The organism is Paenibacillus liaoningensis (assembly GCF_059609455.1).
The window spans coordinates 307,371-333,349 of sequence record NZ_JCAALU010000004.1 but is presented as its reverse complement, the minus strand read 5'-3'; the positions used below and the strand labels follow the sequence as shown (position 1 = coordinate 333,349).

General features: G+C 47.0%; 22 protein-coding genes and 1 tRNA gene. 8 read left to right on the top strand and 15 right to left on the bottom strand.

All coding sequences use genetic code 11. The features are described 5' to 3' along the window. Positions 1-206 precede the first annotated feature (206 nt). The 4 genes from AC6B99_RS07645 to AC6B99_RS07630 all read right to left on the bottom strand — a co-directional run bounded on the left by AC6B99_RS07645 (position 207) and on the right by AC6B99_RS07630 (position 6,842). Complete coding sequence (locus AC6B99_RS07645) at positions 207-1,724, bottom strand: extracellular solute-binding protein (protein ID WP_496663114.1); 1,518 nt, start codon at positions 1,722-1,724, stop codon at positions 207-209. Between the two features lie 37 nt (positions 1,725-1,761). Further along, complete coding sequence (locus AC6B99_RS07640; protein WP_056041787.1) at positions 1,762-2,643, bottom strand: carbohydrate ABC transporter permease; 882 nt, start codon at positions 2,641-2,643, stop codon at positions 1,762-1,764. A gap of 21 nt (positions 2,644-2,664) precedes the next feature. Next, positions 2,665-3,573: an ABC transporter permease gene (locus AC6B99_RS07635; protein WP_496663140.1), complete on the bottom strand. Its 909-nt coding sequence runs from the start codon at positions 3,571-3,573 to the stop codon at positions 2,665-2,667. A 503-nt stretch (positions 3,574-4,076) separates the two neighbouring features. Further along, positions 4,077-6,842, bottom strand: a complete 2,766-nt coding sequence (locus AC6B99_RS07630) for an adenosylcobalamin-dependent ribonucleoside-diphosphate reductase (RefSeq protein WP_496663113.1) — start codon at positions 6,840-6,842, stop codon at positions 4,077-4,079. A gap of 302 nt (positions 6,843-7,144) precedes the next feature. Between AC6B99_RS07630 and AC6B99_RS07625 the strand changes: the two genes are divergently transcribed. The 3 genes from AC6B99_RS07625 (at position 7,145) to AC6B99_RS07615 (ending at position 11,262) form a co-directional block, all read left to right on the top strand. Then, a complete protein-coding gene (locus AC6B99_RS07625; protein ID WP_496663139.1) occupies positions 7,145-8,995 on the top strand; it encodes a DEAD/DEAH box helicase in 1,851 nt (616 codons plus the stop codon). Next, entirely contained in the window at positions 8,988-10,187 is a 1,200-nt protein-coding gene (locus AC6B99_RS07620) for a YqhG family protein (protein ID WP_494880623.1), read from the top strand. The genes AC6B99_RS07625 and AC6B99_RS07620 overlap by 8 nt, the downstream gene beginning before the upstream one ends. 178 nt (positions 10,188-10,365) lie before the next feature. Next, complete coding sequence (locus AC6B99_RS07615) at positions 10,366-11,262, top strand: hypothetical protein (protein WP_056041796.1); 897 nt, start codon at positions 10,366-10,368, stop codon at positions 11,260-11,262. On the opposite strand, the gene AC6B99_RS07610 is transcribed toward AC6B99_RS07615, so the two are convergent. Further along, on the bottom strand, positions 11,253-11,447 hold the full coding sequence (locus tag AC6B99_RS07610) for a YqzE family protein (protein ID WP_056041798.1): 195 nt from the start codon (positions 11,445-11,447) through the stop codon (positions 11,253-11,255). The two genes, AC6B99_RS07615 and AC6B99_RS07610, sit on opposite strands and share 10 nt — an antisense overlap. Before the next feature lie 179 nt (positions 11,448-11,626). Here AC6B99_RS07610 and AC6B99_RS07605 point away from each other — a divergent pair, with 179 nt between their 5' ends. Continuing rightward, positions 11,627-12,364, top strand: a complete 738-nt coding sequence (locus AC6B99_RS07605; RefSeq protein ID WP_235533308.1) for an N-acetylmuramoyl-L-alanine amidase family protein — start codon at positions 11,627-11,629, stop codon at positions 12,362-12,364. Here the strand turns inward: AC6B99_RS07605 and AC6B99_RS07600 are convergent. Continuing rightward, complete coding sequence (locus tag AC6B99_RS07600) at positions 12,317-13,261, bottom strand: divergent polysaccharide deacetylase family protein (protein WP_235533309.1); 945 nt, start codon at positions 13,259-13,261, stop codon at positions 12,317-12,319. The two genes, AC6B99_RS07605 and AC6B99_RS07600, sit on opposite strands and share 48 nt — an antisense overlap. 203 nt (positions 13,262-13,464) lie before the next feature. On the opposite strand from AC6B99_RS07600, the gene AC6B99_RS07595 reads away from it, so the two are divergent. The 3 genes from AC6B99_RS07595 to AC6B99_RS07585 all read left to right on the top strand — a co-directional run bounded on the left by AC6B99_RS07595 (position 13,465) and on the right by AC6B99_RS07585 (position 15,254). Continuing rightward, complete coding sequence (locus AC6B99_RS07595; RefSeq protein WP_496663112.1) at positions 13,465-14,295, top strand: hypothetical protein; 831 nt, start codon at positions 13,465-13,467, stop codon at positions 14,293-14,295. Positions 14,296-14,355: 60 nt separating this feature from the next. After that, positions 14,356-15,090, top strand: a complete 735-nt coding sequence (locus tag AC6B99_RS07590) for a hypothetical protein (RefSeq protein WP_496663111.1) — start codon at positions 14,356-14,358, stop codon at positions 15,088-15,090. Positions 15,091-15,170: 80 nt separating this feature from the next. After that, a tRNA-Leu gene (locus AC6B99_RS07585) sits at positions 15,171-15,254 on the top strand. An 85-nt stretch (positions 15,255-15,339) separates the two neighbouring features. On the opposite strand, the gene AC6B99_RS07580 is transcribed toward AC6B99_RS07585, so the two are convergent. After that, a complete protein-coding gene (locus AC6B99_RS07580; protein WP_496663110.1) occupies positions 15,340-16,350 on the bottom strand; it encodes an LLM class flavin-dependent oxidoreductase in 1,011 nt (336 codons plus the stop codon). 366 nt (positions 16,351-16,716) lie between these two features. Between AC6B99_RS07580 and AC6B99_RS07575 the strand changes: the two genes are divergently transcribed. Beyond that, a complete protein-coding gene (locus AC6B99_RS07575) occupies positions 16,717-17,133 on the top strand; it encodes a MarR family winged helix-turn-helix transcriptional regulator (protein WP_155973513.1) in 417 nt (138 codons plus the stop codon). Positions 17,134-17,305: 172 nt separating this feature from the next. Here the strand turns inward: AC6B99_RS07575 and AC6B99_RS07570 are convergent, their stop codons facing one another. The 8 genes from AC6B99_RS07570 to AC6B99_RS07535 form a co-directional block, all read right to left on the bottom strand. Further along, positions 17,306-18,496: a Ger(x)C family spore germination protein gene (locus AC6B99_RS07570; protein ID WP_496663109.1), complete on the bottom strand. Its 1,191-nt coding sequence runs from the start codon at positions 18,494-18,496 to the stop codon at positions 17,306-17,308. Continuing rightward, positions 18,489-19,592 (bottom strand): GerAB/ArcD/ProY family transporter, encoded by a 1,104-nt coding sequence (locus AC6B99_RS07565; RefSeq protein ID WP_494861961.1) that lies wholly within the window; start codon positions 19,590-19,592, stop codon positions 18,489-18,491. The genes AC6B99_RS07570 and AC6B99_RS07565 overlap by 8 nt, the downstream gene beginning before the upstream one ends. 26 nt (positions 19,593-19,618) lie before the next feature. Continuing rightward, positions 19,619-21,271, bottom strand: a complete 1,653-nt coding sequence (locus tag AC6B99_RS07560; RefSeq protein WP_496663138.1) for a spore germination protein — start codon at positions 21,269-21,271, stop codon at positions 19,619-19,621. A 149-nt stretch (positions 21,272-21,420) separates the two neighbouring features. Then, on the bottom strand, positions 21,421-21,603 hold the full coding sequence (locus AC6B99_RS07555) for a hypothetical protein (protein ID WP_056041814.1): 183 nt from the start codon (positions 21,601-21,603) through the stop codon (positions 21,421-21,423). A 142-nt stretch (positions 21,604-21,745) separates the two neighbouring features. After that, the gene (locus tag AC6B99_RS07550) at positions 21,746-22,102 is read right to left on the bottom strand and encodes a HesB/IscA family protein (protein WP_496663108.1); all 357 of its coding nucleotides are present in this window, start codon (positions 22,100-22,102) and stop codon (positions 21,746-21,748) included. 1 nt (position 22,103) lies between these two features. Further along, on the bottom strand, positions 22,104-23,036 hold the full coding sequence (locus AC6B99_RS07545) for a transposase (protein ID WP_496663107.1): 933 nt from the start codon (positions 23,034-23,036) through the stop codon (positions 22,104-22,106). 54 nt (positions 23,037-23,090) lie between these two features. Beyond that, positions 23,091-24,455 carry an FAD-binding oxidoreductase gene (locus tag AC6B99_RS07540; protein WP_496663106.1) on the bottom strand — a complete coding sequence of 455 codons (1,365 nt, stop codon included), beginning with the start codon at positions 24,453-24,455 and terminating at the stop codon, positions 23,091-23,093. A 19-nt stretch (positions 24,456-24,474) separates the two neighbouring features. Then, positions 24,475-25,875, bottom strand: a complete 1,401-nt coding sequence (locus tag AC6B99_RS07535; protein ID WP_494861968.1) for an MFS transporter — start codon at positions 25,873-25,875, stop codon at positions 24,475-24,477. Between the last annotated feature and the right edge of the window lie 104 nt (positions 25,876-25,979).

Sequence of the window (25,979 nt, the reverse complement as noted above, 5' to 3'; positions counted from 1 at the left end):
CCTCCAATTGGTCGTTTCCTGATATTCCTTAAAGTGTACAAGAAAACTCCATATTTAGCCATCATGCAGCTCCTGACTTCCCATACGTTCCTGTAACCTTCCGCATCCATTATTCATGTAAAACGACTAGCAAGTCAGTCTCCGTTTTGAATGTTCTTGATCTAATTAATGCTTCATTGCATTCGGCTCTGAGCTTTGCTCTTATGTCATTTCCCAGCCTGCTTGGCGTATTCGGCATTCATTTCTTCAATCACTTTGCTGCCGCCGCTTTGAAGCCATTGCTTGACCGCACCGTTCCAATCGTCCTCGTTGATCGCGCCCATAATGAATTTCACGGTTGCATCAGCAATGATTTTGGACAACTCCTTGCCTTTCTCAATATCCGTGTTTGAAATAAACGGCGCAGCAGGGTTTGGCACGGCGAACGTCGCATTGTCCTGAAACAATTTCGAACTAAGCAGTTCCAGCTCTGTCCCGTAATTGACAACCTCATCCTGTAGAATCATAAATTGACCGCCGTCGGTAATATCTGCTCTGAGCTTCGCATCTGAACTCGGAGTATACACGCCATTCTCTAGCGTATATTGCTGGCCATCAATACCGTATTTCATCAGGTTCTGATTTTCCTTCTCAGACACTTTATCAAAGTATGCCAATATTTGCTCTAGTTCTGCTTCCGTTTTGACGCTTGTTTTCGGAATCATATACATGCCGAGATAACCAGAACCAGCGCGCGTACGATCACCCAACGATCCTTCGATACGGTTAAGCAAGTTGATTTTGGCATTGGGAACGACCTTCTTGATGTTGTCCTCAATGTTTTTACCGTCTAGCATATTATCGATCCATAGCCCTGCATGGCCTTTATACATGACCGAACGGCCGTCCTGAACGGTTGCGAAGTCCTGATTAATGATTTTTTCGTCGTACAGCTTTTTGTAAAACTTCATTGTATCCAAATAGGCTTGCGTCATATGAGCTGGAACGAGCTTGCCATCCTGAAGCTCCCACTCGTTAGGTCCGCCCATATAAACGAGAATGTCTTTGAACCCTGCGATGTTGTTTCCTTGCATGCCAACAGCGAGTCCAATCGTATCCTGCTTGGCATTTTTGTCTGGATCTCCGGTTGTAAAGGCTTTCAGAACATTGTAAAGCTCATCGACGTTTGTAGGCGCTTCAATCCCCAGATTGCTAAGCCAATCTTGGCGGATCATCAGCCCGAAGCGAGCGAGATCACGCTCGCGATACAAGCCGTACACTTTCCCGTCAATCGAAACGTTGCTTAAGACGAGCTCCGACATTTTGCTGAGGTTTGTATAATTCTTCAGGTACGGACCGACTTCCCAGAACATGCCAGAACGGGCGGCGTTAACGATGTAGGAGGCTTTCGGCTCCAATGCCACGAACGTTTTTGGCAATTCGCCGGATGCGATAGTAGCGCTGAGCTTATCCGTATAAGAGGCGGATGGAACCCAGGAGACGCTTAGCTTCGCGCCTGTTTGCTCCTCCAGCATTTTCAGAACAGAACTATTGGCCGGCATTTGCTCCGCACTGTAGGTTGGGAGCATCATTGTCAGCTGAAGCGGTCCTTGTGCATCTCCTGAATTGCCGCCGCTTTGCGGATTTCCATCATTGTTTCCTCCGCAGGCTGTAACGGTCAGCGCGATTGCGACCAGCAATGCCCCTGCTTTCGCTAATCTTCTTTTTTGATATTTTCTGTTCATACTTGCATCCTCCCTTTATCTAAATCCTATTATATCTTCATCCCTTAACCGAGCCTAGCAATACCCCTTTTGCAAAATGCTTTTGCAAGAACGGGTATACAAGCAGAATCGGAAGAGTTGAGACCACGATTACCGCCATCTTCACAGCTTGATCCGGTGGAGCGACATAGTCCGTTTCCATTGTACTGGAGTCCCCAATACCGCCCGAGGCCAGGATGACGATTTGCCGCAAGAGCACCTGGATCGGCCACTTGGTATGGTCATTAATGTAGAGAACCGCGTTAAAGAACGTATTCCAATGGCCAACCGCATAAAATAACGAAAAGGTCGCGATAGCGGGCATGGATAGCGGCAGCACGATTTTAAGAAAAATGCCAAGATCGTTGCAGCCGTCTATTTTAGCCGATTCCTCCAGCCCATCCGGCAGCTGTTGAAAAAAATTGCGGATAATAATCAAGTTAAAGGCGCTGATCGCTCCGGGAATAAGCAAGGCCCAATAGGAATCGATCATGCCGAGCTCCTTCACCACGAGGAACGTCGGAATCATGCCGCCGCTGAACAGCATGGTGAACACAACCAACATCAAGATCGGCTTTTGAAAATCCATATCCTTGCGCGCTAAAGGATAAGCCATCAAGCATGTGAAAAAAAGGTTAATCAGCGTGCCTACAACCGTAATATAAACCGTTACCAGCAGGCTTCTGACAAGTGTTTGAGTAGAAAAAATGTACTTGTATGCATCCAAAGAAAATTCAGTCGGAAATAAAATAAAGCCTCGCATTAACAATTCCTTCTGGGTAGCAAATGAGCCTGCAATGACATAAATGAACGGAATGACAGTCATTAAAGCGAACACAAGCAGTAGTACAACGTTCACGCTATCGAAAATCCGGCTCCCCCAGCTTTGTTTAATTCGCATGGTGGTTTCACGCTCCTCTCTCTAATAGATGCCTTCTTCTCCGAATTTTTTGGCTAGTCGGTTGGCCACAACGACAAGGATCAGACCAACAATCGACTTAAATACGCCTACCGCCGTGCTGAAGCTGTATTGTCCTTGGCTGATTCCGACGGAGTATACGTACGTATCGAACACCTCTCCAACCTCACGGTTCATGGCGTTAAGCATAAGGAAAATCTGCTCAAAGCCCGTGTCGAGAAAGTGGCCGAGACGCAAGATGAGCAAAATAATGATGGTGCTGCGAATGGCTGGCAGCGTAATATGCCAAAGCTGGCGAAGCCTGTTCGCTCCATCCATACGGGCCGCTTCGTAGAGCTGAGGATCCACGCCGGACAATGCCGCAAGGAAAATGATCGTGCCCCAGCCTGTTTCCTTCCACATGACCTCAGCCGTAATAATCGTCCGGAACCATTCATTGCTAACGAGAAAATTAATCTTTTCGCCTCCAAAGCGGACTAGCAGCTCGTTCATAATGCCACCTTCCGTCGTCAGGAACATGTAGGAGATACCTACGACAACAACCCAAGACATAAAATGCGGAATGTAAATGAGCGTCTGCACGATACGCTTTGTAAATTCCAATCTCAGCTCGTTGAGCATAAGCGCAATAACAATCGGCAGCGGAAAGAAAAAAACAATGTTGTAAGTCGCAAGAATGAGCGTATTCCGAAACAGAATCATAAAGCTGGAATCGCTGAACAAACGCTCGAAATGCTTCAACCCTACGAATGGACTGTTCCAAAAACCGAGAAAAGGCTGAAAATCTTGAAAGGCGATGAAGATTCCGTACATCGGCCAGTACTTAAATATAAGAAAGTACAATAATCCGGGGAAAACCATCATATAGAGCCACCGGTTCCGCATAAGTCTGCCGACCAATGTAGATGACATGGATGTCCGCGGCGCGGGGACTCTTACTGACTCTGTATTTCTTTTTAACATGCTGCTGCCTTCCTTTCTTTGCATAGGTAATTGAATCTGCAGCCTCATCATACGGGGCAACCGTAATTGCCGTCGATAGTCCCTACTTGACCTAATTGGCTAGTCATATACCATTTCTGCTGTAAATACCGGGCATTGTCATTAGTTGAGGTCGCTGTCTTTGGATGCTTTTTCGTGTTTTTGCCCATAAAGAAAGGGCCCGCAGGATGCGGACCCTTTCTTTCATATCACAACCTCAGAAACGATTTGGTTGGAGAGAAGCATAACCAGCAACGTGAGCCCGTTTAACGAGTCAAAACGATTTAATATAATTTGTTGAAACGCAACTGTAGATATTACTCGTTAATCTCTGACCAATAAATTGTACATTGTCTTTAACAAACTTGGAACAAATCCATTAAATATGGATGTTCACAGTCAGTATAAAACAAGACTTTCCCTATAAGAAATCTTTAATTACATCGGCTGTACCCGCAATTGCTGCACTGCTTGCAGCCTTCTATATTAATCAACGACGCTGACCCACAAGAAGGGCAAAGATCGAGCGAGCTTGCGCTGCTGCGTCTTTTTGCTGAGTCTGGAATGACGTTAGCAGCCGCTATTGATGCAGCTGTTGCGGATGAAACTACTTTTAAGCCCTTACTGGCTTCAGTTCCTTGAGCTGCTTCACGGCTTTCCTCTGACCGTTCCACATCCAACTGCTGCAGGTCAGCAGCCGCTATATGCTGCTCCAACGCCTTCGCCACAGCATCAGCAATCGATTCCACGCGGTTTGCGCCAAACCCAATCGCACCTGTGCCGCCGATCCCCTTCAAGTGCTTGATTAACAGCTCCACCTTATGACCATGATCGCCATAACGAAGGAAAAGCGAGCAGACGCGGCCCAGCGCTTCCGCCATGGCGAACACGTCGGAGCCAGCTTTGCCGACATTCAGAAAAATTTCGCCCGGCAAGCCGGAGAGATCATTGATCGTAATGTACGCCATGCCGAACGGCGTATTTACTTTGTAGGTGGCACCGCGCAGTACCTGCGGGCGATTTTTGTATGCTTTGTCCAGCGTTTTCGGACTAACAGCGGTTGTAGCTGTAGTTGTTATTGGGCCTGCTGCGTCCTGTACACTCTCAGCACTTGGAGCATCTTGAGAAGCCATTTCCTCAATAATAGCATTGGCACCATGATCATCCAATCGAGCAGCTTTATCCTCGCTACCCTCTCCTGGTGACGGCTGTAGCTCCACTTCCTTCTCTTGTTTTTTCTCCTTCTCATCCGTAGTCGACAGCACCTGCACATCCCTGCTGCCGTCGCGATAAATGGTCACGCCCTTGCAGCCAAGATCGAACGCCAACTCATAAAGCTCCTTCGTCTCTTCCACTGTAAAGTCATTCGGGCAGTTCGCCGTCTTCGAAATCGAGCTGTCCACCCAGCGCTGGATTGCCGCCTGTACCCGAATATGATCCTTCGCAGACAAGTCCATCGCCGCTACAAAATAATCCGGCAGCTCCTCGCCAGGATGCGAATCCTTCCACTGCTGGGCAATCGGAACGAGCTGCTTGTCATAGCCAAGCCTGCTTTGGCGAAAATATTCAAAGGCAAAATACGGCTCAATGCCCGTCGAGGTGCCGACCATCGTTCCCGTGCTGCCCGTTGGCGCCTGCGTCAGCACCGTTACATTCCGAATGCCATGCTGCTCTACAGCAGCTCCAACCTCAGGATAGTGCGACGTCAAGCTTCGCATAAAGCCGCTTTGCAAAAATTTATCTGCCTCAAAGGCAGCAAAAGCGCCTTTCTCCGCCGCAATTTCCGTCGAAGCGAGATACGCCTCGCGGGCCATAAACCCATATAGCTTATCGAGAAAATCGAGAGACTCTGCGCTGCCATAACGGATTTGCAGCTTAATCAGTAGCTCCGCAAGCCCCATCGTGCCGAGCCCGACGCGGCGCTCGCGCTTCTGGTTCGCTTCATTTTCAGGAAAATGATACGGTGTGGTGTCAATGACGTTATCGAGAAAACGCACCGACCAACGCGTCACCTTCGCCAGCTCCTCCCAGTCGACATCATGCTGCTGCTCATTATAGAAACGCGACAGATTGACCGCTGAAAGATTGCAGACACCCCAGCCCGGCAGGCCCTGTTCACCACACGGATTAGTACTAGTAATCCGATTGAAATACCAGCTATTCGACATCTGATTATAATACTCCATAAAAACCACGCCGGGCTCTGCCGACTTCCACGCTGATTCAATTATCATGTGCCAGATATCACGGGCGCGGACCGTTTTGTACAAAATCACCTTTTTGCCAAGTGCCCGCCAAGCATCCAAATCCCCTGTCCAAAGCTCGTTGTACTGTGCATCCTTCGTATCGGGGAATACAAGCTCCCACTCTAAATCTTCCTTTACGGCTTTCATAAAAGCGTTGCTGACGCATACTGATAAATTCGCGTTCGTCACCTGGCCCATCGTCTGCTTGACTGTAATAAAATCCAGCACATCGGGATGCCAGTCGTTGATCATCAGCATTAAGGCGCCGCGGCGGCTGCCGCCCTGCTCAATCAACCCCGTCGTATAGCTGAACAGCCCTCCCCATGATACCGCCCCGCTTGATGCGCCATTTACCCCTGCGACAATGGCGCGGCGCGGGCGAAGCGACGATAGATTAATGCCAACGCCGCCCCCGCGCGCCATAATTTCCGTCATTTCCGTCAACGTCTTCATAATGCCGCCACGGCTGTCTGCCGGAGAAGGCAGCACATAACAGTTAAACAGCGTTAATTCCTCGCTGGCACCTGCCCCCGCTGCAATTCTGCCACCCGGCACGAGCTTCCAGTCGTCCAAAATATAGCGAAAACGTTCCGTCCATTCCGCCCGCTTCTCCTCGCTGCCCTCGACTCCGGCCACCGCCTTCGCCAGACGATCCCACATTTCCTCCGGCGCCTGCTCAATGGTCAGCGTCAGCTTCTCAACTGCAGCCGTTATACGCTCACCGTTTCGGAGCTGCACCTCCACCTGGTCCCCCTCACGGGCAACGATCTCTCCGACTTCCTTCGTCGGAAACTTCGGATCATCTTTTGTCAGCACCAGCACGATGTCTCCGGGCTTTGCGCTGTTGGAATCAGCATTTTTCCAGGCATAACGATCGAGAAAAATTTTCTCGCTGAGCCCCTCCAGCCTGCCGCTGCCTCTTCTATTTTCATTTAAGGTTTGTTTCTTCTCCATAAGTAACGCCGCCTCTCCTCACATTTGCAAAAACCCACCTATTTGCCCGCTAACACGGTGTCCCACAAATCCGATATATTGTGTCTAAATATCATTATAACATACTACATATTGTGTTTCTCCTTCATTTCCAGCCAAAAACGCCCAATTTTCTCGTTGGCCAAAGCCTGCGCTTTCCTTTGCTTGTCCTCACGCTTTTTTTGGCCCTTTCTTATGAATAGGCGATGAAAGGGCCATACTAGAAACAAAGATTGCAACCTACTCATTTTGTTCGATTGGACGATGAATGATTGGCTTTAACGATGAAAGGAGCTGCTCCCTTGTCTTCAGATATTAAACAACCGCTACACGGATCTTCCGCCGCTCCAGAAAGTGCACTAGTCACCCGCAAGCTTCATCCGCTCGTAGATTTGCAATATGACCGTTCCACTTTCGACGAGTTGCAAAGCCGTATTGCCAAAAACGGTCCATGGGATGACTGGACGTTATATCAGCTATCGATGGAAGCGGAGCAGGCGAAACGGATTGAAAGCTTCGAGCAGCTGCAATGCTTGCGCAGTCTGCCAATGCTTGAACCGATGCCTCATCAAATCTCGACCGCGCGCAAGGTGCTGCATGAAATGGGCGGACGCGCCATTCTCGCTGATGAGGTTGGCCTTGGCAAAACGATTGAAGCGGGGCTTGTGCTGAAGGAATACATCGTTCGCGGACTCGTACGCCGTACGCTCATTCTTGTGCCAGCCTCGCTTGTGCTGCAATGGGTGCGCGAGCTGAATCAGAAATTCGGCATTTCCGCCGTCGCTCAGAAAAAAGCCCACACATGGCATTATGACGTCGTCGTCGCTTCGATGGATACGGCTAAACGCGATCCGCATCGCGACGTCATTCTCGGTACCGACTACGATATGGTCATCATCGACGAGGCGCATAAGCTCAAAAACAAAAAAACGACCAACTACCAGTTCGTCACCGAGCTGCGCAAAAAATATTGTCTGCTGCTCACCGCAACGCCGGTGCAAAACAATTTGGATGAGCTGTACAATTTGATCACTCTGCTCAAGCCTGGCCAGCTCGGCCGCCAAAGCGAGTTCGCCGCCAACTTTGTCGTTGACAAGCGTCTTCCGAAAAACGAGGAGCAGCTGCAAACGGCGCTGTCCAGCATTATGATCCGCAATCGCCGCGGCGACGGCGGCATTTCTTTTACGAAGCGTTTTGTGAAAAATATTCCGCTGCAGCTGTCAGCTGACGAGCAGGCGCTTTACGACGCAGTGACCGCCTTCGTGCATGAACGCTACGATGAGAGCGGCCCCGACCTGAGCAGCATGCTGTCCTTGGTCACGCTCCAGCGCGAAGTTTGCAGCAGCCGCGATGCTGTCTTCCTGACTCTCGTCAATATGTTCAAAAAGACGGCTGAGGATTCACCCGTCCGCGCAAAAATATGGGAGCTCGTCGAGTTTATTAAAAAAATTGAAGCCAATACGAAGGCGGAGAAGGCGCTTGAGCTCGTTAAGGAAATGAACGATAAAGTTATTATTTTCACCGAGTATCGGGCTACGCAGGAGTATTTGCTGCAATATTTCCGTTCTCACGACATGATTGCCGTCCCTTACAGGGGCGGGATGAACCGCGGCAAAAAGGATTGGATGATGGACCTGTTCCGCGGCCGGGCCCAAGTATTGATTGCAACAGAGGCGGGCGGCGAAGGCATCAATTTGCAGTTTTGCCACCATATGATCAACTTCGATCTGCCGTGGAACCCGATGCGCGTAGAGCAGCGGATTGGCCGCGTCCACCGGCTTGGACAAACCGAGGATGTGAAAATTTACAACCTATGCACCCTCGGTACGATAGAGGAGCATATTGTGCATTTGCTGCATGAAAAAATTAATATGTTTGAGCTTGTGATTGGCGAGCTGGATCATATTTTGGAGCGTTTTGAGAAAAAGGATGGCTCGCTGGAGCAGCAGCTTGCCCGCATGCTGCTCGAATCAGGCGGCAGCGAAACGGAGCTGCGCGAGAAAATTAGCGATCTCGCCTCCTCGATTACGCAAATTCGCGATGAAGTGCAGCAAGGCCCTGAGCTGCAGGCAAGCGCGCAAATAGTGTCACAAATGACAGCCCTCGGGCAGACGGTGGAGATTAGACATGAATGAGAAGCAGGTACACAAGTTTGTACAGCGATATTTGGAGGCGACGCAGTGCCAGGTTTTGGAGAAATCGCCCTGCCATTTCACCGTAAAACTGTCTCCTGATGCGGATCGGGAGCTGACGAACCGCCCGTACTACTGGAGCTTCGTTGACCGTACGAATGCCGCTCCCGAGACGATGACCTACCTGCTCGTAACCGACCGCGAAAAATATGACGCCGCTCAAGCCGGGACACTGCCCGCGCAGCAGCGCTTGCCGGGCGGTGCCGTTGGGACGGCGGACATAGTAGCTGGCGCTGCAGGAAACGTAGGTGCAGCAGCGTTTCCCGGTGCAGCAAGCAGCGTGAGGCCTGATGCGGGCATAGGCCCCGCAAATACAATTGCAAGTCCAACCGTCCACGGTGATACGGCAGGTTTAGCATCAACCTCGACGGCGCCAGCGAGTTCTGGTCCTGCAGCCGGCCCTGCCGAAAGTGCCGATAGCAGTGCCAGCACAGCGGCAGCCGACACGGGCCAAGCGGCAGCAGCTGATGCAGCGCTTGGCCGCTCGCTCGGCTTCGTGCACGGCAATATCAATCAGACGGGGCTGCGCATTCCGCGCGAGGAAATGTATTTCGGCTCGCGCAAGCTGGATCAGCTGTTTGGTGCGGCAAAATCGAAGGGCAGCTACGTCTTTCTTTTTCAAGAACCGGAACGCGGTGCCGCCTCTCCCTACAGCTCTACCCCTTACACCGCCTGGCTCGGCATCAATATGCGCGTAGAGTTCGCCTGCGACCGCAAGCGCGAGGAAATACACAGCTACGGCATTTCGCTGGCAACGGGGCATTGCACCGAGCAGTTCCATGATCGGCTTCAGCGCCTCAGGCTCACGCCGCGCCTGCCCGCGAACATTCATTTGGCGAAAAATGGCCTTTCCTTTAACAAGGCGCTGTCTATTATGGAGCAGGCGCTCGAACGCAAGCTGAAAAGCTACGATTATGAATGGGCAGGCGCCGCAACCGAGCGGCTGGAAGAGGAGCTGGAACGCATCCGGCTGTATTATGAGCCGTTAATTGAGCATGCGGCTGACGATGAGCTGAAGCAAAGCGTACGCGAGCAGTACGAACAGCGCCAATCGGAAATTCGCTGGCAATATGAGCCCCGCGTGACGGCTTCCGCCATTAACTGCGGTATTTTCCATCTGGAAGGTATCGAATAGACAAAGATCAGACCCGATCCGCACCATTGCGGCAAAAAAAGAACGGGACAGGCTGCTGCATGCCTGACACATTCCAACAGCCTTCTCCCGCTCTGCCTTTTATAATGAAGCTGCGAGTTAATAATAGGCAGCATTCGCCACTTTAGCGATCTGCCTCATGAAGAAAAGGGTGAATTTATTGCTGAGCCAAATTCGGAAGCTAATGATCGGCGCATTATTATTAAGCGCTTTATTATGGACAAGCAGCCTCCAACTCCTGCAAGCTGCCGCCATGCCGGAGCAGGAACAAGCAGGCCAATCGTCCCTCCTCGCCCATGCAAAGGCATGGACCGAACAGCTCGCAGCTCAGCCTGCTTTTAAAAGCTGGCAAGGCGCAACGCTCAGCATATCCGCACTTGGCCCTGGCACACACAGCTGGATGGCCAGCGTTATTCAGCACAAAAAAACCGTCGGCTACCTCGTTGTCCATGCAACGGAGAGCGGCGGGTTTGTTTTAGGTGAATATGGGCTTGGCGACTATCTGTATAATTTAACGACGCTGCAGCAATCGCTTCAGCGGCTTGAACTCATTCCATCTGCCATTACGAGTACGCCGCTATATGTCCATCCCCTGCTGTCCGTGTGGAAAATTTCCGGCAAGTCCACTGCATTTACCGATGCCATGAGCGGTGAAGCGCTGCCGCTGAATGATTCTCTCTGGAGCGCCGAGGCAAGTCAGGAGCTCAAGCTTATTCAAGTACAAACGCCTATGACCGCCACTGCGGGCATTGCCAAAGCGGTATCCAATTCCTCATTCAGCCCTTACGAGAAGCTGCAATGGCTGACAGATGCTCCTGTAGACAAGGCTGAATCCAAAGGCTCAATAAAGCTGCTGCACATTTTGGACAAAAAGAAACACCTTACCTATACAGCGGCAAGGTTTAATGGCGACATGCTGTATGTGTGGTCGGCAACGGGCTATCACAGCTGGAATAACGGCGCTGTCTACGTTGCCCTTGAAACAGACGAGCTAGGCGAAAGCCAGCGTTATGTGCCGCTTTCGCTGCTTCTTGAGCTAGGCGACTTTTACCGCTGACGCTCGCTTTTTCCCCGCCACCACATCATTAGACTGACAGGACCCCAGCCGAACCAGCGCGTCAGCCATGGCTCCCTTATCGCCTTCGCTGACGCTTTCATTTGCTTGCGTTCCCCTTTTGGCTTTTCCATATATTCCACAACCTGAACGGTCACATATTTAATTAAATCATCCCCGCTGGCCATTTCTGTCGCTCTCCTTTTTTGCTTAAGTATCAAGACAGTCGCTTCTTAGGACAGTTGTTTCTCACACCCATTGATGATATCAGTTTGCCCTGTCATCTCCAAACATAAACATGCATGAGATTTCCTCCATTGAGCCACGATATAGCTAAGAAAAAAGCCTTTCAAAAGGAGGATGGCATGTGCTTGCTTGCTTTAGATGTTTGATCATTACACTGCTCTTCTGCCTTCCTGCCCATTCCGCATCAATGGCAGCAGAAGAACATAACGCTTCAAAAGACGATGCGGCTCCACCCTCCCAACAATCCGCCCCACATGCTGGGCATTGGACTATGCCTTCTTCCGTCGTACTCATTGATGCAGGACATGGCGGCATAGATGGCGGTGCAACAGCTGGAGGCGTAGTGGAAAAAGACATTAACCTTGCTGTAGCCAAAAAGCTTTATTTGCTTCTAAACAGCCAAGGCATTACCGCCGTGCTGAATCGCACGGACGATTATGCGCTTAGCGACGATAATCGCTGGCATATTAGCGGCTCCCGTCATCGGCGCGATTTGTCGCAACGGCGGCAGCTTACTGAGGAAATTCCTACGCAGCTGCTCGTCAGCCTGCATGTCAATTCGACACCCGACCGCTCGGAACGCGGGCCGCTGGTGCTGCATCAGAGCAGCGGAGAAAGCGCCCTGCTTGCTTTCTGTATTCAGGACACGCTTAATCGCCAGCAGCGTACACGCTTTCTCCCAAGGGAAGGCAAGCCGTTTTATTTACTTAGACGCGTATACCAGCCAGCCGTTATTGTAGAAATGGGCTTCGTCAGCAATAGCGATGATCGAACGATGCTCACCGACCCCCGTGAGCAGCTGCACATCGCATCAGCGATCGCTTCCGGAATTCGGCAATACAAGCTGATCACCAAATGATTGCAGCACCATATCCGATAGCTTGACGATGGAAACAGCGGTGTTCATGGCAGGTATCGACTGTCTTAGAACAGCCGCTGTTTTTTTGCCTGGAGGCCCCACATGACCGATTACGACGCAGGTAACATGCGTAGCGAGATGCTTTTGCACTTCATTCATTTGCTTGCTAATATGCTGCACCGTATACACATCATCGAGAAAAACATCGTTGGACAGCAGCGGTACGCCAACCTCCTTGGATACCTTCGGTACAACGGTCTTATAGGTCGTCCGGCTATCGAGGAAAAACAACCCGCGCTGCTTGCAAACGTCAAGCACGATACGCATAATCCGCTCATCCGCAGTCACCTTGGATCCCATATGATTATTCATGCCAATCGCATGCGGCACATTGTCAATGGCCGCATTGATCCGCTTGCGGACTTCGTCATCGCTTAGATCTGCCGTAATGGCTCCGGGACCGAGCCATTTTTTCAAGCCCTTATTTGGCTCCATTGGCATATGCACGATGACATCATGCCCCAGCCGATGCGCCTCCTCTGCATCTTTTTGCGTAGAGGGCATAAACGGCATCACCGCCGCTGTAAACTTGATCGGCAGCTTCAGCATTTCCTCCGTCCCCTCCATATCATTGCCGAAATCGTCAATGACGATGGCAAGGTGGCGCCGCTCCTGTGCAGGGGATTGCGCTTCATTCGATGGTATTTGCGAAACGGACAGCGTCTCCGAGACTAGCTGCTGCTGTATCTGCTGTTGTTGCTGGAATGCATGCGAATGCTGCTCGGCAGCAAAAACGGAAGCGGTTCCTGTCCCATTGCTCATAGACAAAACCAGCATCGTTAATCCAAGCAGCCTAACCGCCTTCTTTTTCCATAAATAGCTTCTCTTCACGTTCACACTTCCACACTCCTCATTCGCTATCTACGCGTCATCACTCATTCCCTTTCATTGTTTGTGAACTTGCGCCAAAATATGCTGAATGCTGGAAATTAATTCGCCGTTATTCTGCTTCCTTTGTCACATATCGCCAAAATCACCAATTCCATAGTAAAATAGCTAGGAAGGATGCTGGATATTTATTTATGAGGAGGCGATTCGTTATGCTCGCTTTAAATAGCTCGATTTGGTCGGAACTGGAAGGTCCTTACGGCTTCGCCGATTCTGTACCGGAAATGCTGCAGCAGCTAGCGCAAAACTATGACTCAGAGGTCAAAGACGAGCTTTACTGGGAACATCTTTATCATCAAAATACGATTTATCCGTGCACCTACGCCGCGGTCCCTTATTTGGCGGAAATCGCCCGGCTCTCGAACGATCCGGAAGTGAAGCTGGATATTTACATCACGTGCGGCTTATTCGAAGCAAACAATTCTTGTCATTTAACATCGGAAATGCCGGCTGAATTTGAGGAATTAGTACCTGATATTACTGCAAAGGTACGGACTGATATTTATCTTTCTTATTATGATGCCATTAAAAAGTTTAGTGAAATGTCCGAGCAGATTGCCGACTATGCGCGGCCTAATAAAGATGACTCAGAGAAGCGTTATATCGCAATCGCAGATGCTGCTTTTCAAGGGGAGCAAGCCGTTGCCAATATGCTGCAAACCCACAGCGAGGGAGATGAATATGTCGCTGCATGCCCTGCTTGTGAGCATGAAACGTACATTTGGCCGGATGAAAGCGGGGAGATGCTTGTCGCGTACAAGGCAGATCCCGTTTTTAACGACAAGGATACGCCTGTGAATATTACCCCTGCTGATCCTGCAAGCTCGGAGGAATCCAGCCTTCGTTATGTACACAGCCGAGCTGAGCGATTGGGTGATGAGCAGCTTAAGGTGCAGCTGCCCTATTTGGCTGGACACACGAATTGCCCTGCCTGCGGCGAGAAATTTCATATTTGGAAACAGCTGCTTGCCCTCTATAACTAAAAATAAAGCTTTTTCTATTTCATGTTTCCACCTCATTCTACATAAAGGCAGCGTGATCTTTTGCATAAATCATTTTATATTATTTGGACGGTATTGCTTTTATTAATCGGCTCCATTACGCTAGGCTATTTCATTAATAAGACGCTCAACCCAAGCCGGGCTTTTTCGGTTGGGCTAACCTCTAATACGGAAGCAATTCCTACGATTGCGGAGGAAGAGCCTGCTTTTACAATGGAAGAGGAACTGGATGATGAGTATGTATTGGATGAGGAGCCGATAACGGAGTCACCATTGGAAAGCGCTCCTATTAAAATATGGGAGAACTTGGAGGAGTTGCAATCCAAATTTAATGAGGCAGCCCGGCTGTTAGACGTAACGCCAAAATTAGGAGAAATGACCTTAACCGATATTGGGGATGGCGTAATTTCCTTTCAATATGACTTCTCTGAAACTCATAAATTGGCAGGCATTATTAGCCCATATGACGGGAGCATCCCCGGGGTGACGATTTTCATCCAAAATGATGAAACGCAAGATACGCTAAATAATCTTCTGAATACTATTCATACTACAATCGCTGCCGCTAATCCAGTATCCGAAATCGATACGAATGTGGAAGACATTGTAATCTCTCTGTTATGGGATGATTCTGATGTTGATTTGTATAACATGGAAAGTAGTGTTGAGACAGCTGGAATAACCTACTCCATCGAAAGTGACCGAAGCTCTGGCATTTGGTTCAAGATCGTGGCCAATGACATTGACGATTACTATTATGATGACGCAACCGATTAGACTGAAAATTTCAACTTCTTAAAGCCAACTTGACTTCCCCCATGACAACATGCTAAATTAAAAAAGTAAATTTTGCATGTGCGGTCGTGGCGGAATTGGCAGACGCGCTAGATTCAGGTTCTAGTGGTGTAACAGCCGTGGAGGTTCGAGTCCTCTCGACCGCATTAAATCTTCAACTAACAGGTTCGTGAAATGGCTCTTAGAGCGATTCACGAACCTGTTTTTTATATGCTTTTGAAATTCAAGCTGCTACACGCTCATCCCAAATGCATCTGCAATCAGCCTGTAGGAATGGATTCGCGCTTTCTCATCATAAATCGGGCTATTGATGAGAATCTCCCCAACATTGTATTCCTTGCTCATCAGAAGCAGTTGTTTCTTTACCTGTTCTGGCGTACCGATAACCCGCCGCTGGCGAGTTTGCAGAATATGATGCCGATCCTGCTCCGTATACGGATAATCGGCTGCAGTCTGCACAGAGGGCAGAAATGGCACCTCCAGACCTGTTTGAATACCGAGGAATAACAAATCGCTGCTCATCGCCAATCGATTCGCTTCTTCTTCCGTTTCAGCGCAAATCACAATAGTTGCAATTATAGAACGTGGATGATTTTGTAATACGTTGTTAGATTTAAAATGCTCGTTATAATGCTGCATCGCCTCTTCTCCGCCAGGCGTGCCGAAAAACTCCGCGAACGCATAAGAAGTGCCCAGCCTTGCCGCTATTCTTGCACTCTCACCACTGGAACCAAGCAGCCATATTTCAGGTGCCGTCGAAATAGCAGGTGCAGCGAGCAGCTTCTCAAACGGATGCCCAGCAGGCATTGAACCATGCAAATAGCCGATAATATCCTGCACCTGCTGAGGGTATTTATTCACATCAACGTATTTATCCTGCTGCAGCGCTCTGGTCGCAAGCGGCATACCGCCCGGTGCCCGACCCAAACCTAAGTCGATACGGTTTGGATGAAGCGCCTCCAGCAGCCGAAAATTCTCTGCAACTTTGTAGGCACTGTAATGTGGAAGCATGATACCGCCAGAACCGACACGAATACGGGAGGTTGCAGCTGCCAAATGGGCGATTAGCACCTCCGGACTTGAGAAAGCAAGCGCACGCATGGAATGATGCTCGGACACCCAAAAACGGGAGTAGCCTAGTTCCTCCACCGCTTGTATGAGACGAGTCGATTGCTGCAGTCCTTCTGTGGCTGTTTGGCCTTCAGGGACAAGTACTTGGTCAAGCACACCTAATTTAATCATATTAATCATTCCTCCTTTTCCCTGTGGGCTTACGGGCAAGATCCAAGACAGAAACGGGTATATTTATATTTCCATTACTATCCACTTGACGATTCGACACTACGACAAAAAAATAAATGCATTCGCACGCATACATTATTGCACGCAAAATATGACATGTCAATATCATGTAACTCTTTTAAAAGACTACCTATTACAGGTTTCAAGGTTTCCTTGAGCCCTTATTCCTTATTATTGCCTTTTCAAAGTAAAACAAAATGGACTTGAAACAAAACAAACGTTATCATAGATTAAATGGATTTATGTATAACCCCGTGCCATACGATAATCATAGGTCTTCATTTTATAGAATAGGAGAATCTTATTATGAATAACGAACTTTTAGATAATTGGTTATCCCTTTCGCATATTCAAATGAAAATAAATAATAAACTCGAAATTGCATTTCAAGATAAACATAATATAACATTGAAAGAATTTTATGTGCTTTATCATTTATTACTAGCAGATGATAAAAAATTGAGACTACAAGACCTGCCTGACTTGGTTGGGCTAAGTCAAAGTGCTGTATCCAGGCTTGTAACCAGGCTAGAAGCAAAAAATTGTAAGGGCCTTGAACGAGATGTTTGCGAGGGCGATCGCCGCGGTGTTTATACACGTCTATCTGCAAGAGGTGAAGAAGAAGTAAGGAAATGTATCGATACCTTTCATCAAATTTATCTCTCTGCTGCTTCTGAACAGAATATTAAACAAGAATTACAAATACTCATCAAAAAAATATAACAACCTTATCCATAATTAATCAAAACCCAACGTATATACGAATCCAAGTTTTGCACCTCTACTGACGATCCTTACCTCCCTCTTCATTAGAGGGAGGCCTTTTCATGACATTCATTCACCATGAATGAACCGCTTTTTATCGTTTGTATGCACCCCCTAACTGAGCATAAGTTTATTTTGTCGAAGAACCAAAATCAGTAATCTTCAATTTAATTTCAAAGGTTACGGGAACCCGGCTGAACACTTCGTCCCAGTCGTCCTTAACCTTTTTCCATTTATGCGGATATTTAATAGCGAGAGATTTCCCGAATCCAGCTACGTCTACTTTGTATTTCGACTGCATTTTCCGCATCAGATGATCAATCATGGTTGTTAATCTTTCTTCAAAAACCCTCTCTGCTCCCTCTAAATAAGCTAGCTCGGATGGGTTTTCTTTCGTATCCCAATTTTCAATTAATCTCCCGGTTGATTCAATCGCAATGTGAAAGGAAATTGCATCGCCCTGTAATTTGGGAGTCATTTTACTTTTCATGGATTTGATCTCATAGGTAATGTTATCATTTCTCCAATCATAACTTTTGATAACCCCTCCTTTACCTGTTCCTTGAATCCAGGATAGGCTTTCCACATTTTCCTGATTCAAATCGCCTATCCACTTGCTTGTACTCCCCTTAATGATGCCGGCCCCTGAAAATTCTATTTCCCCCTTTGAAGAGACGATATTTTGCAATAAGAAGCTTTGTTTGGAATGCAGCAATCCATCCAACTGCGTTAGATTAACCTCTTTCATTACCTTATTGGTTCTGAAACTATTTTGTGTCATTGAGTTTATCCGAAAAGCAGGTACCTCTTCCGGCTGATTACTAATAAAGGTATCATAAGCCTTCCCATTGCTAAAAAATACCCGGCAGCTTGGACGTATATCATTATCACGCAGCACAAAGTCCATTAATTGGTCCATCTGATGCTGTTGTGCCAATTTTGTAGCTACTACTATGACTTTAAGATGATGCCCAATGACTGGACGCTCCCTTCTTGTTGAGTATTGGCGCATAATTTCAAATACAGAATCCCCCGTTAGGCGCAAATTGGAATACTTCAACAGCTGCTTCTCATTTGACTTCTCTTGCCTTTCGAACGATTTTATCGGAACAATTTGTATGGTAGCTGAAACCAGATTTTTTTTATCGTACTTTGCGCCTTCTCTTTCCAGATTGCGTTCAACTTCAGGCCGTTCACCTACATCTAGAGCCAGACCTGCATAAACACTTAAATCCTCAATTTCTTTACTGCTCCAGCAGCCTTGAGTGAAAACAAGTGACGATAAAAGAAGTAAAGCAAACAAGTTTTTAAATCTATACATGATGATTCAAAACCTTCTTTCTAAAGAGCAATATGACAGTAAGTAAGACAGGCACGAGAAAAAACAAAAAGATCCCCATCTTGCCTATCGTATCACCTAGCTTAAAAACTTCATTTATTCGCACAGGTAGCATCGTAGTGATAAATATAACGGGGATTAATCCAAATATCACCGGGTGAATTTTAAGATGAAAAACCTGTGAAATTCCTAACGAAGCATTAAAGTAAAAACTGGTGAAATTGCAAAATAACTGCATCATCCAAATGACTAGAAACGGAAACTCAAAACGTTCAAAAATTAATCCTGTAATTTCAAAGCTGCGAAGAAGATCGATTGTAGGCCAGGTGCTATTCAGCACCGAATCAATTGACATTCCCCCTATGACGACGACTACAGTCATAAGATATAGCACAAAAGGAACGCCTATTCCTGCAACAGTCGCTCTGACTGCCCGCTCGGGATGCTGCATATGTGCGACGAGAGTCATGATTACTTCGCATCCTGTAAATATAAGTACAGTTGATTTCAACCCTTTGAATACGGGGAGGACGCCTTCGCTCAAAACAGGACGTAAATTATCAATATCAAATAATCGAATACTGAGGAAATACGAAAGCACCAGTATTAGAATGCTGATTGGGAAAATAATTTGAAAAACTCGTGCAATGGAATTAATCCCTCCAAAGCAAATATAGGTGCCCACCCAAATAAAGGGAATGACAATAGCCCAGATCGGAGTTCCTTCCAGCAAGTAATACATGGTTATCTCTGCAAATATCCTTACCTCAAAACCCGCAATAATAATGTAATAGCAAATCAAGCAAACACCTAAGATTCCGCCAGGTATAGTGCCTACAATTCTTTTAGAGTATTGATATACCGTGTTATTAGGAAATTGCTGACTTAATTTCACCATGACCATCGTTACCAAAATGACGATAATGCCGCCTAATAGCACAGAAAGCCAGACATCCGGTGTTTGTGCAGCTTCGATCACACCTCGGGGCAAGGTCAAAATACCAGCCCCCAGCACTGAATCCGTAATAAAGATCGATGTTTGTGTTGTGGTGATTTTATCATCGTTGCGAATAAACACGTTTGCGCCCCCTCTCTAAGCCGTTACTATCTTCGCTTCTTATCTTGCGTCTTCATCATGTCCGGTCGTTTATTCATAAAAGGCAGCGGGGAACGCAGAAATAAATCCTTCCAGTCGTTAAAGCGAAACGGTGAGATCGGAGTCACATAAGGAACTCCAAAGCTTTTCAGCTTGCTTAAATGACCGCAAATTAACAATATAAACAAAATGGTTCCAAACATCCCTAGCACTGCCGCACATAACATGCCAGCGAAACGTAATATACGCAGTGTAATCCCTGCGCTATATACGGGTATCGAGAAAGACGATATAGCCGTCACAGCGACTACGATCACCAAAAAAGGACTGACAATTCCTGCCTGGACCGCTGCTTCACCAATGATCAAACCGCCAACAATGCCCATTGCCGGTCCAATAGGCTTAGGCAAGCGAATGCCTGCCTCACGCAATATTTCAATCGATATTTCCAAAATCATCACTTCTATCAATGAAGGAAAAGGGACACCCTGCCTTGTTTCAATGATCGTAACGGCAAGCTCTGTCGGGATTAAGCCCGGATGAAAGGAAATAAACGAAATATACAAAGCTGGTGCCATAAGGGCCAAGAACGCTGCGAAAAATCGCAGCATGCGCAAAAGAGTCCCCGGCAGCCAACGATCATAATAATCCTCAGGCGATTGCAGCAGCATGCTAAACGTCACTGGAACAATTAGAGCAAAAGGAGTGCCGTCCAATAGAATGGCAATCCTTCCTTCTAACAATCCGCTAATGACCCGATCCGGGCGTTCTGTATTTTGAGTTTGCTGAAATGGGCTTAGGTAATCATCTTCAATGAGCTGTTCCACATAACCCGATTCAGCAATGAAATCCATATTGATTTTTCCAACTCGATCTTTTACCTCCTGAAGCAGGTCTGGATTAACAATTTCCTTCATGTAAGCAATAACCAGCTTCTTTTTAATTCGAGTTCCTACCTCGTACATATTTATTTCCAGATCTTCACTGTAGCCTTGTCTGCGCAGCATCGATGTGTTCTCACTTATTACCTCGGTAAATCCGATACGAGGACCTCGAAGCAAAGCCTCAGAGCTTGGTTCATTGATTGCCCTGGTCTTCATTCCTGACGAGCTGATAAGCAGAGCGTGAGGCATGCCTTCAATGAACAAGGCTGTAAAACCCATCAAAATGGATTGTTTTAAATCATGAAGTTCTGCAACTTCATAGGCTTCGCAAACAGGTAGTACTTTATCTTTAAGATACGAGGAGAACTCCAATGGATTAACGAAATGGCTCCCGTCAGTCATATCATGCTTAACATCTTTCATTAAAATATTCATGACCTGCTTACTGACCAGCTCTTCATTTTGCATCCCATCTACAAAAACGAGCGTAGCCCGAGCATGAAATTCTGTTATTTGAAATTCACGAAAATGGACATCACTGTTACTGCCAATAGCTTGTTTAATTGCATTCAAATTTTCATCATAATCTTCGGACAAATTCGAAGGAGCGGCATGGTGCTTACTCTTCCGTTCTTTTTGGATAGGAGCATTCTTTTTTGTAACTAATGACCGCAAATATTTATTTAGATAATAAAGAGCAATGGCAATGATCAGGCTTAAAATAGCCTGCGTACAAACTTTCCAATCAGGGAGGTGCGATATTATAACAGACCACACGCTATTCCATCCTTTCTTAATAAAGCTCAATTTTAACTTGTCCCTTTATTTTCTTTTCATGCACCATTTTTCAGAAAATCAAAAAGCCCGATTTAGATCGAAGTTGACGATCTAAATCGGGCTAGCGTTCATTTTTTTACAAATTCAGGCTAATGGTTGATATCACATTTGTTCAATATGAACGAAATTTGATTTTCAAGTCGATTGATCGCTTCTTGTGCTTCTTTGTCCTCCGCTTGCTGTTCACGAAGCGATTCGAGCTCCTGCTTGAGTTGATGCAGATCATCTCCCGCATTTGCACAATCATAATTACTCTCGAGGCTATCGAGCATGTTTTATCCCCCAATCCATAGGTAAGTGTACTTGAGTATTATGATGAATTTCAATTCTTTTATTCATTTCCCTCAGATTTCACTATCGCCTATGCCTCGACCTTGTTTCACACCCCTCTATTCCTAAATTTTAATTGTCAGTTCAGTCACACTTTTTACGGCTTCCTTTGTAGGTTGCTGTTCTGAAGCTCGCGCCGCAGCCGCAGGAGGCTTTCGCATTAGGGTTGTCGATCGTAAATCCGCCAGTCATGCCTTGATTTTGGTAGTCAATTTTGATCCCTTCTAAAAATTCGATGCTCCGTTTATCCCATACGATATTGAAGGTTTCAGTCGGCAATACCTCATCTTCTTCCGTCAACAGGTCGTCTAGTTTAATATTGTAAGATAATCCGCTGCATCCGCCGTCTTCAATACCTACTCGAAGAAACAGATCAGCAATATTTTTATCCAAGATCATTTGATGAATAGTCGATTTGGCTTTTTCACTGATTTCTATCATCTCATTCACTCCTCACTAAGTATCGAGACAAAGAAGCTTGAATGGCTTGCGCTCGTTCATAGATCAGCATACCTGGGAGGTTAAAGGGGGGATCCCCACCTTCCAACAATAAAGCCCGAGCAGCTGCGATATATTTCTTGGCCATATGAATTTCAGCCATTCCATTAATTGAAGTGTCGGCTTCATCTGATTGCTTACTGATGTTTTTTTCCATTTGCCCGATTTTTCTTTCAAAATCTCTTATAGCTCGCATATTCTTTTTCAGTCGCTTTTTTAGTTTGCGATCTTCCCCTAAAATTGGTTTAGAGATATAGCGGTATTGGCAGTATTGGTAAGGTAAACCGGGAAGCAAGCCTTCAAAGGCCAATCTCAAACTATACTGGCCATCAAACACGATACCTACAATAGGAAATCCTAGTTTAATGACTGGCAAAATGAGAGCTTGAAGTTCCGCAACCGTTCCACTTTCCATATTTTTTGCAGCAATTACCGTGCCGCTAAATACTTCATATAAGATGTAGAGCGTTTCGTTCCCCTTTTTTTGCTGCACACCGTGCATCGACAAAACAATGCCGCCATTGAGCTCAGTCGTCACATGAAGTGCAGCAGTGAGTTCGCTCACCGTCATATGTGGCGTAAAGCACAACGCTCCTGCAAGGCTTAGCACATCCCCACCATAGGATGACTGTTTCATACCGAGCATTTCGGCTTCCGCTGATTTGTAGAAGATGCCTTTGTGCGAGCAAATCATATTTTTGCATGTGTAGGCTATACTCCATGCTTCAATAATACCGTTTAACGTCGTAATTTTTTTGTGCCATCCTGTGTGGGCACGCTGTAATTTCTTCTCACAATGCGGGCAAAAAGTAAATTCGGGTCGAAAATATATTTTGCGATTTTCCTCTTGCCGATTTTTCGAAAGCAAGGCGAACACTCCTCAAAAGGTCTACCCCCATTGCTCAGCAGTTTTAATCCTGCAAAAAGAAAACTAAATTTGCGGGTCAATATTATGATTTTTGCGGAAAAAGTTTGTCGGATCGTATTGCTTCTTGATGGCGAGCAGCCTCTCGTAATTAGCTGCATAGGCATCTTTCGTTATTTGCTCATCGGCTCGAACGGTATTCAGATAAGATGACTTGCGAAGCGAATAGGGCAATAACGCCTCGTAAACGGATTCTATCCAATCGGCACACTTCTCCGCTTCCTCCATGGGAAAGTCGACATCCAAACTGAGAAGAAACGATGCATCACGAACAGCAAATGCGGTAGCATCGGAAGGTATGCGATTCATCCGGCCGTGACAGCTCCAGAATTGTACCAGTAAAGACGGTCTTGGAGGATTCTCTAGTTTGCTGAGCAGCTTATCAATGATTTCATCGTTCAATTCTTTAACAAAAAGTGATGTTCCATAAACGGGAACATTTTTCGGAGCTGCTAGGTCAAACCTACTCTGTAATTCAGTATATAGGACGATACCCGTTTGATCGGCAATCGGGATAGCCAATTCACGCAGTGGTTGAATGGCCTTTTCCCCATCTGCCTTATCACCTGCATATAACCCGGCAATCACTATAACGCGTTTGTTATGCATTGCTTCAGGCACACTAGGCAACGAAGGCAGCTGGAAGGTCATCATATTAAAGGACACTTCATCCGGTGCCTGCTGCAGGTAAGCCTGCGCTTTTTGCAAAATCTGCTTCGCATCTTTATAGTCATACATGACATCGACAGCCAAAACTTCAGGACCTATAGGGTAAAGCTGAAATTCGAAGGAAGTGACGACTCCGAAGTTTCCCCCGCCACCACGAATGGCCCAATACAAATCGGGATTTTCCTGTTCGCTTACTTGAATCTCTTCCCCGTTAGCAGTAACGATACGCGCCCTAATCAAATTGTCGCTTGTTATGCCGTACATCCCTTTTAGATAACCGAGACCACCGCATAAAGCGAGTCCCGCAATGCCCGTTTCTGAAACCGTTCCTGTCGGAGTAGCTAGACCGTATTTCTGCGTCTGTGCATCGACATCCCCTAAAGTTGCGCCTGGTTCTACAACAGCTATACGCCTTACAGTGTCTACGGTAACCTTACGCATATCAGATAAATCAATCATGATACCTTTATCGCAAACGGCTGTTCCAGCAACATGATGACCACCACCCCGAATGGAAACGGGGATGTCTTTCTCTTTGGCAAATTGAACGGCAGCGACAACATCGGTTGCAGTCTTGCAAACTAAGATGGCTGCCGGATATTTATCAATGGCCAAATTCCACACCTTTCTTCTTTCGTCGTACCCTTGCTCTCCTGGTAAAATGAGATTTCCATCAATATTAGCTTTTAAGGTGTTAAACATTGTACATCTCTCCTTTCGTTTATTTGTTTTTCAAGCCTGAAGTTTGAAGACTTGCTCTATTTGCTTCAGTTGCTGGTGTAATCCGCGTGCTAGCCAATAAACTCATAACGATTAACAAGAGATGAAAGCCCATCGTTACCGTTAATGCAGCTTGCATCGACATCCCGGCAGCTTGGCAAACAACTAGGATAGAACCGCCTATCCCGATAACGACGCCCGGTGTAAAAGAATCTGCAAATTGCAGATTTGCCGAGGTTTTGCCAACCCCTTCTTCTCCTGTTTGGGAAAAGGCCACAACGCCGCTAATCGGATGCGCCAATCCGATTCCAATCCCCGCTATAATTTGGCCAATAACCGCGACAGCAACGGTTACAACGGGTACCCAAAATACGAAGGCAATCCCAATTGCAAGCAGCAGCACACCCAGAATAATTCTTGTATGACGTCCACGTCCCTGGTCTGCCGAATCCCAACGTCCTTGCAGATAAGCAATGACGCACCAACTCAGTGCGGCGCTAGCTACAATTAATCCGGCCTGAGAAGGCGTAATTCCTTTCACATCTATTAAAGCCAATACCAGAAAATTTTGTGTGCTCGTATAAGCGGCGAAGAATAGCCCACGTGTTGCGAGAATAGCCGGCATGCCTCTTCTCATAGCAAGCGTTCCCTTGGGGAGCAGTTTGCGCAGCGGATATACCATTAGCACTAAGCCGATAATGCCTAAAACAAACCCTGTAATGGTCGGCAGCTTGCTGAGACCAACTAATAAAATCCCCGTACCGACCGTCAATAGCAACGCCATCCATGTAGCGGCAGCTCCATTTTCCCCTTGTGTCCCCTGCGTTTTCAGCTTCCTAAAAGCAGGCAGGCTAAGCAGCGCTGAAACGATCAGGATCGGTAATATTCCCCAGAAAACGAAGCGCCAGGACCATTGATCGGCGATAAGGCCTGCAACGTATGGGCCGAGCATAGATGGAAGCACATAGGCAGTACCGAATGCTCCGAGTATTTTCGCACGTAATTCATCGGGGTAGCTTAAAGATATTGCCGTGTAAACACAAGTCATCATGGCACCGGCACCTAGGCCCTGCATGGCTCGGGCCAAAATCATCATATACATATCACTTGCTGTCGCCGCAGCGATCAGTCCAACGATGAATAATAACAGGGCGTAAGTGAACGGTGCTGCTGGCCCTTTTCGATCAATGATACGACCAACGACCAAGGTGCCAATAATCTGCGCAAGCAGATACGTGCTGAATATCCAGCCAAATAGGTCAATGCCGTTCAAGTCGCCAGCGATGGAAGGAGCAATCGTCGTTACCGAAAGGCCTTCGAATCCAACCGCCATCACGGACAGGATAATTCCTATAGACAATGCAAAGTAACGCGGGCTGAAAATGCTTTGATGATTAGACATTAAAATTGACCTCCAAACAAGATTGTTATGTATACACCGTATCCGGATACTTAGTAAACATTTTTCTTTACAAAGTATACGGTACCGTTCACCTTTGACTTTGT

What these genes read in the sequence shown, in the direction of transcription:
- AC6B99_RS07570 (WP_496663109.1), bottom strand. Translation starts at nt 18,496, where the DNA reads ATGTATAGATTTAAAAACTTGTTTGCTTTACTTCTTTTATCGTCACTT.
- AC6B99_RS07555 (WP_056041814.1), bottom strand. Translation starts at nt 21,603, where the DNA reads ATGCTCGATAGCCTCGAGAGTAATTATGATTGTGCAAATGCGGGAGAT.
- AC6B99_RS07580 (WP_496663110.1), bottom strand. Translation starts at nt 16,350, where the DNA reads ATGATTAAATTAGGTGTGCTTGACCAAGTACTTGTCCCTGAAGGCCAA.
- AC6B99_RS07610 (WP_056041798.1), bottom strand. Translation starts at nt 11,447, where the DNA reads ATGGCCAGCGGGGATGATTTAATTAAATATGTGACCGTTCAGGTTGTG.
- AC6B99_RS07550 (WP_496663108.1), bottom strand. Translation starts at nt 22,102, where the DNA reads ATGATAGAAATCAGTGAAAAAGCCAAATCGACTATTCATCAAATGATC.
- AC6B99_RS07640 (WP_056041787.1), bottom strand. Translation starts at nt 2,643, where the DNA reads ATGCGAATTAAACAAAGCTGGGGGAGCCGGATTTTCGATAGCGTGAAC.
- AC6B99_RS07635 (WP_496663140.1), bottom strand. Translation starts at nt 3,573, where the DNA reads ATGTCATCTACATTGGTCGGCAGACTTATGCGGAACCGGTGGCTCTAT.
- AC6B99_RS07595 (WP_496663112.1), top strand. Translation starts at nt 13,465, where the DNA reads ATGCTCGCTTTAAATAGCTCGATTTGGTCGGAACTGGAAGGTCCTTAC.
- AC6B99_RS07645 (WP_496663114.1), bottom strand. Translation starts at nt 1,724, where the DNA reads ATGAACAGAAAATATCAAAAAAGAAGATTAGCGAAAGCAGGGGCATTG.
- AC6B99_RS07535 (WP_494861968.1), bottom strand. Translation starts at nt 25,875, where the DNA reads ATGTCTAATCATCAAAGCATTTTCAGCCCGCGTTACTTTGCATTGTCT.
- AC6B99_RS07540 (WP_496663106.1), bottom strand. Translation starts at nt 24,455, where the DNA reads ATGTTTAACACCTTAAAAGCTAATATTGATGGAAATCTCATTTTACCA.
- AC6B99_RS07625 (WP_496663139.1), top strand. Translation starts at nt 7,145, where the DNA reads ATGAAAGGAGCTGCTCCCTTGTCTTCAGATATTAAACAACCGCTACAC.
- AC6B99_RS07575 (WP_155973513.1), top strand. Translation starts at nt 16,717, where the DNA reads ATGAATAACGAACTTTTAGATAATTGGTTATCCCTTTCGCATATTCAA.
- AC6B99_RS07620 (WP_494880623.1), top strand. Translation starts at nt 8,988, where the DNA reads ATGAATGAGAAGCAGGTACACAAGTTTGTACAGCGATATTTGGAGGCG.
- AC6B99_RS07630 (WP_496663113.1), bottom strand. Translation starts at nt 6,842, where the DNA reads ATGGAGAAGAAACAAACCTTAAATGAAAATAGAAGAGGCAGCGGCAGG.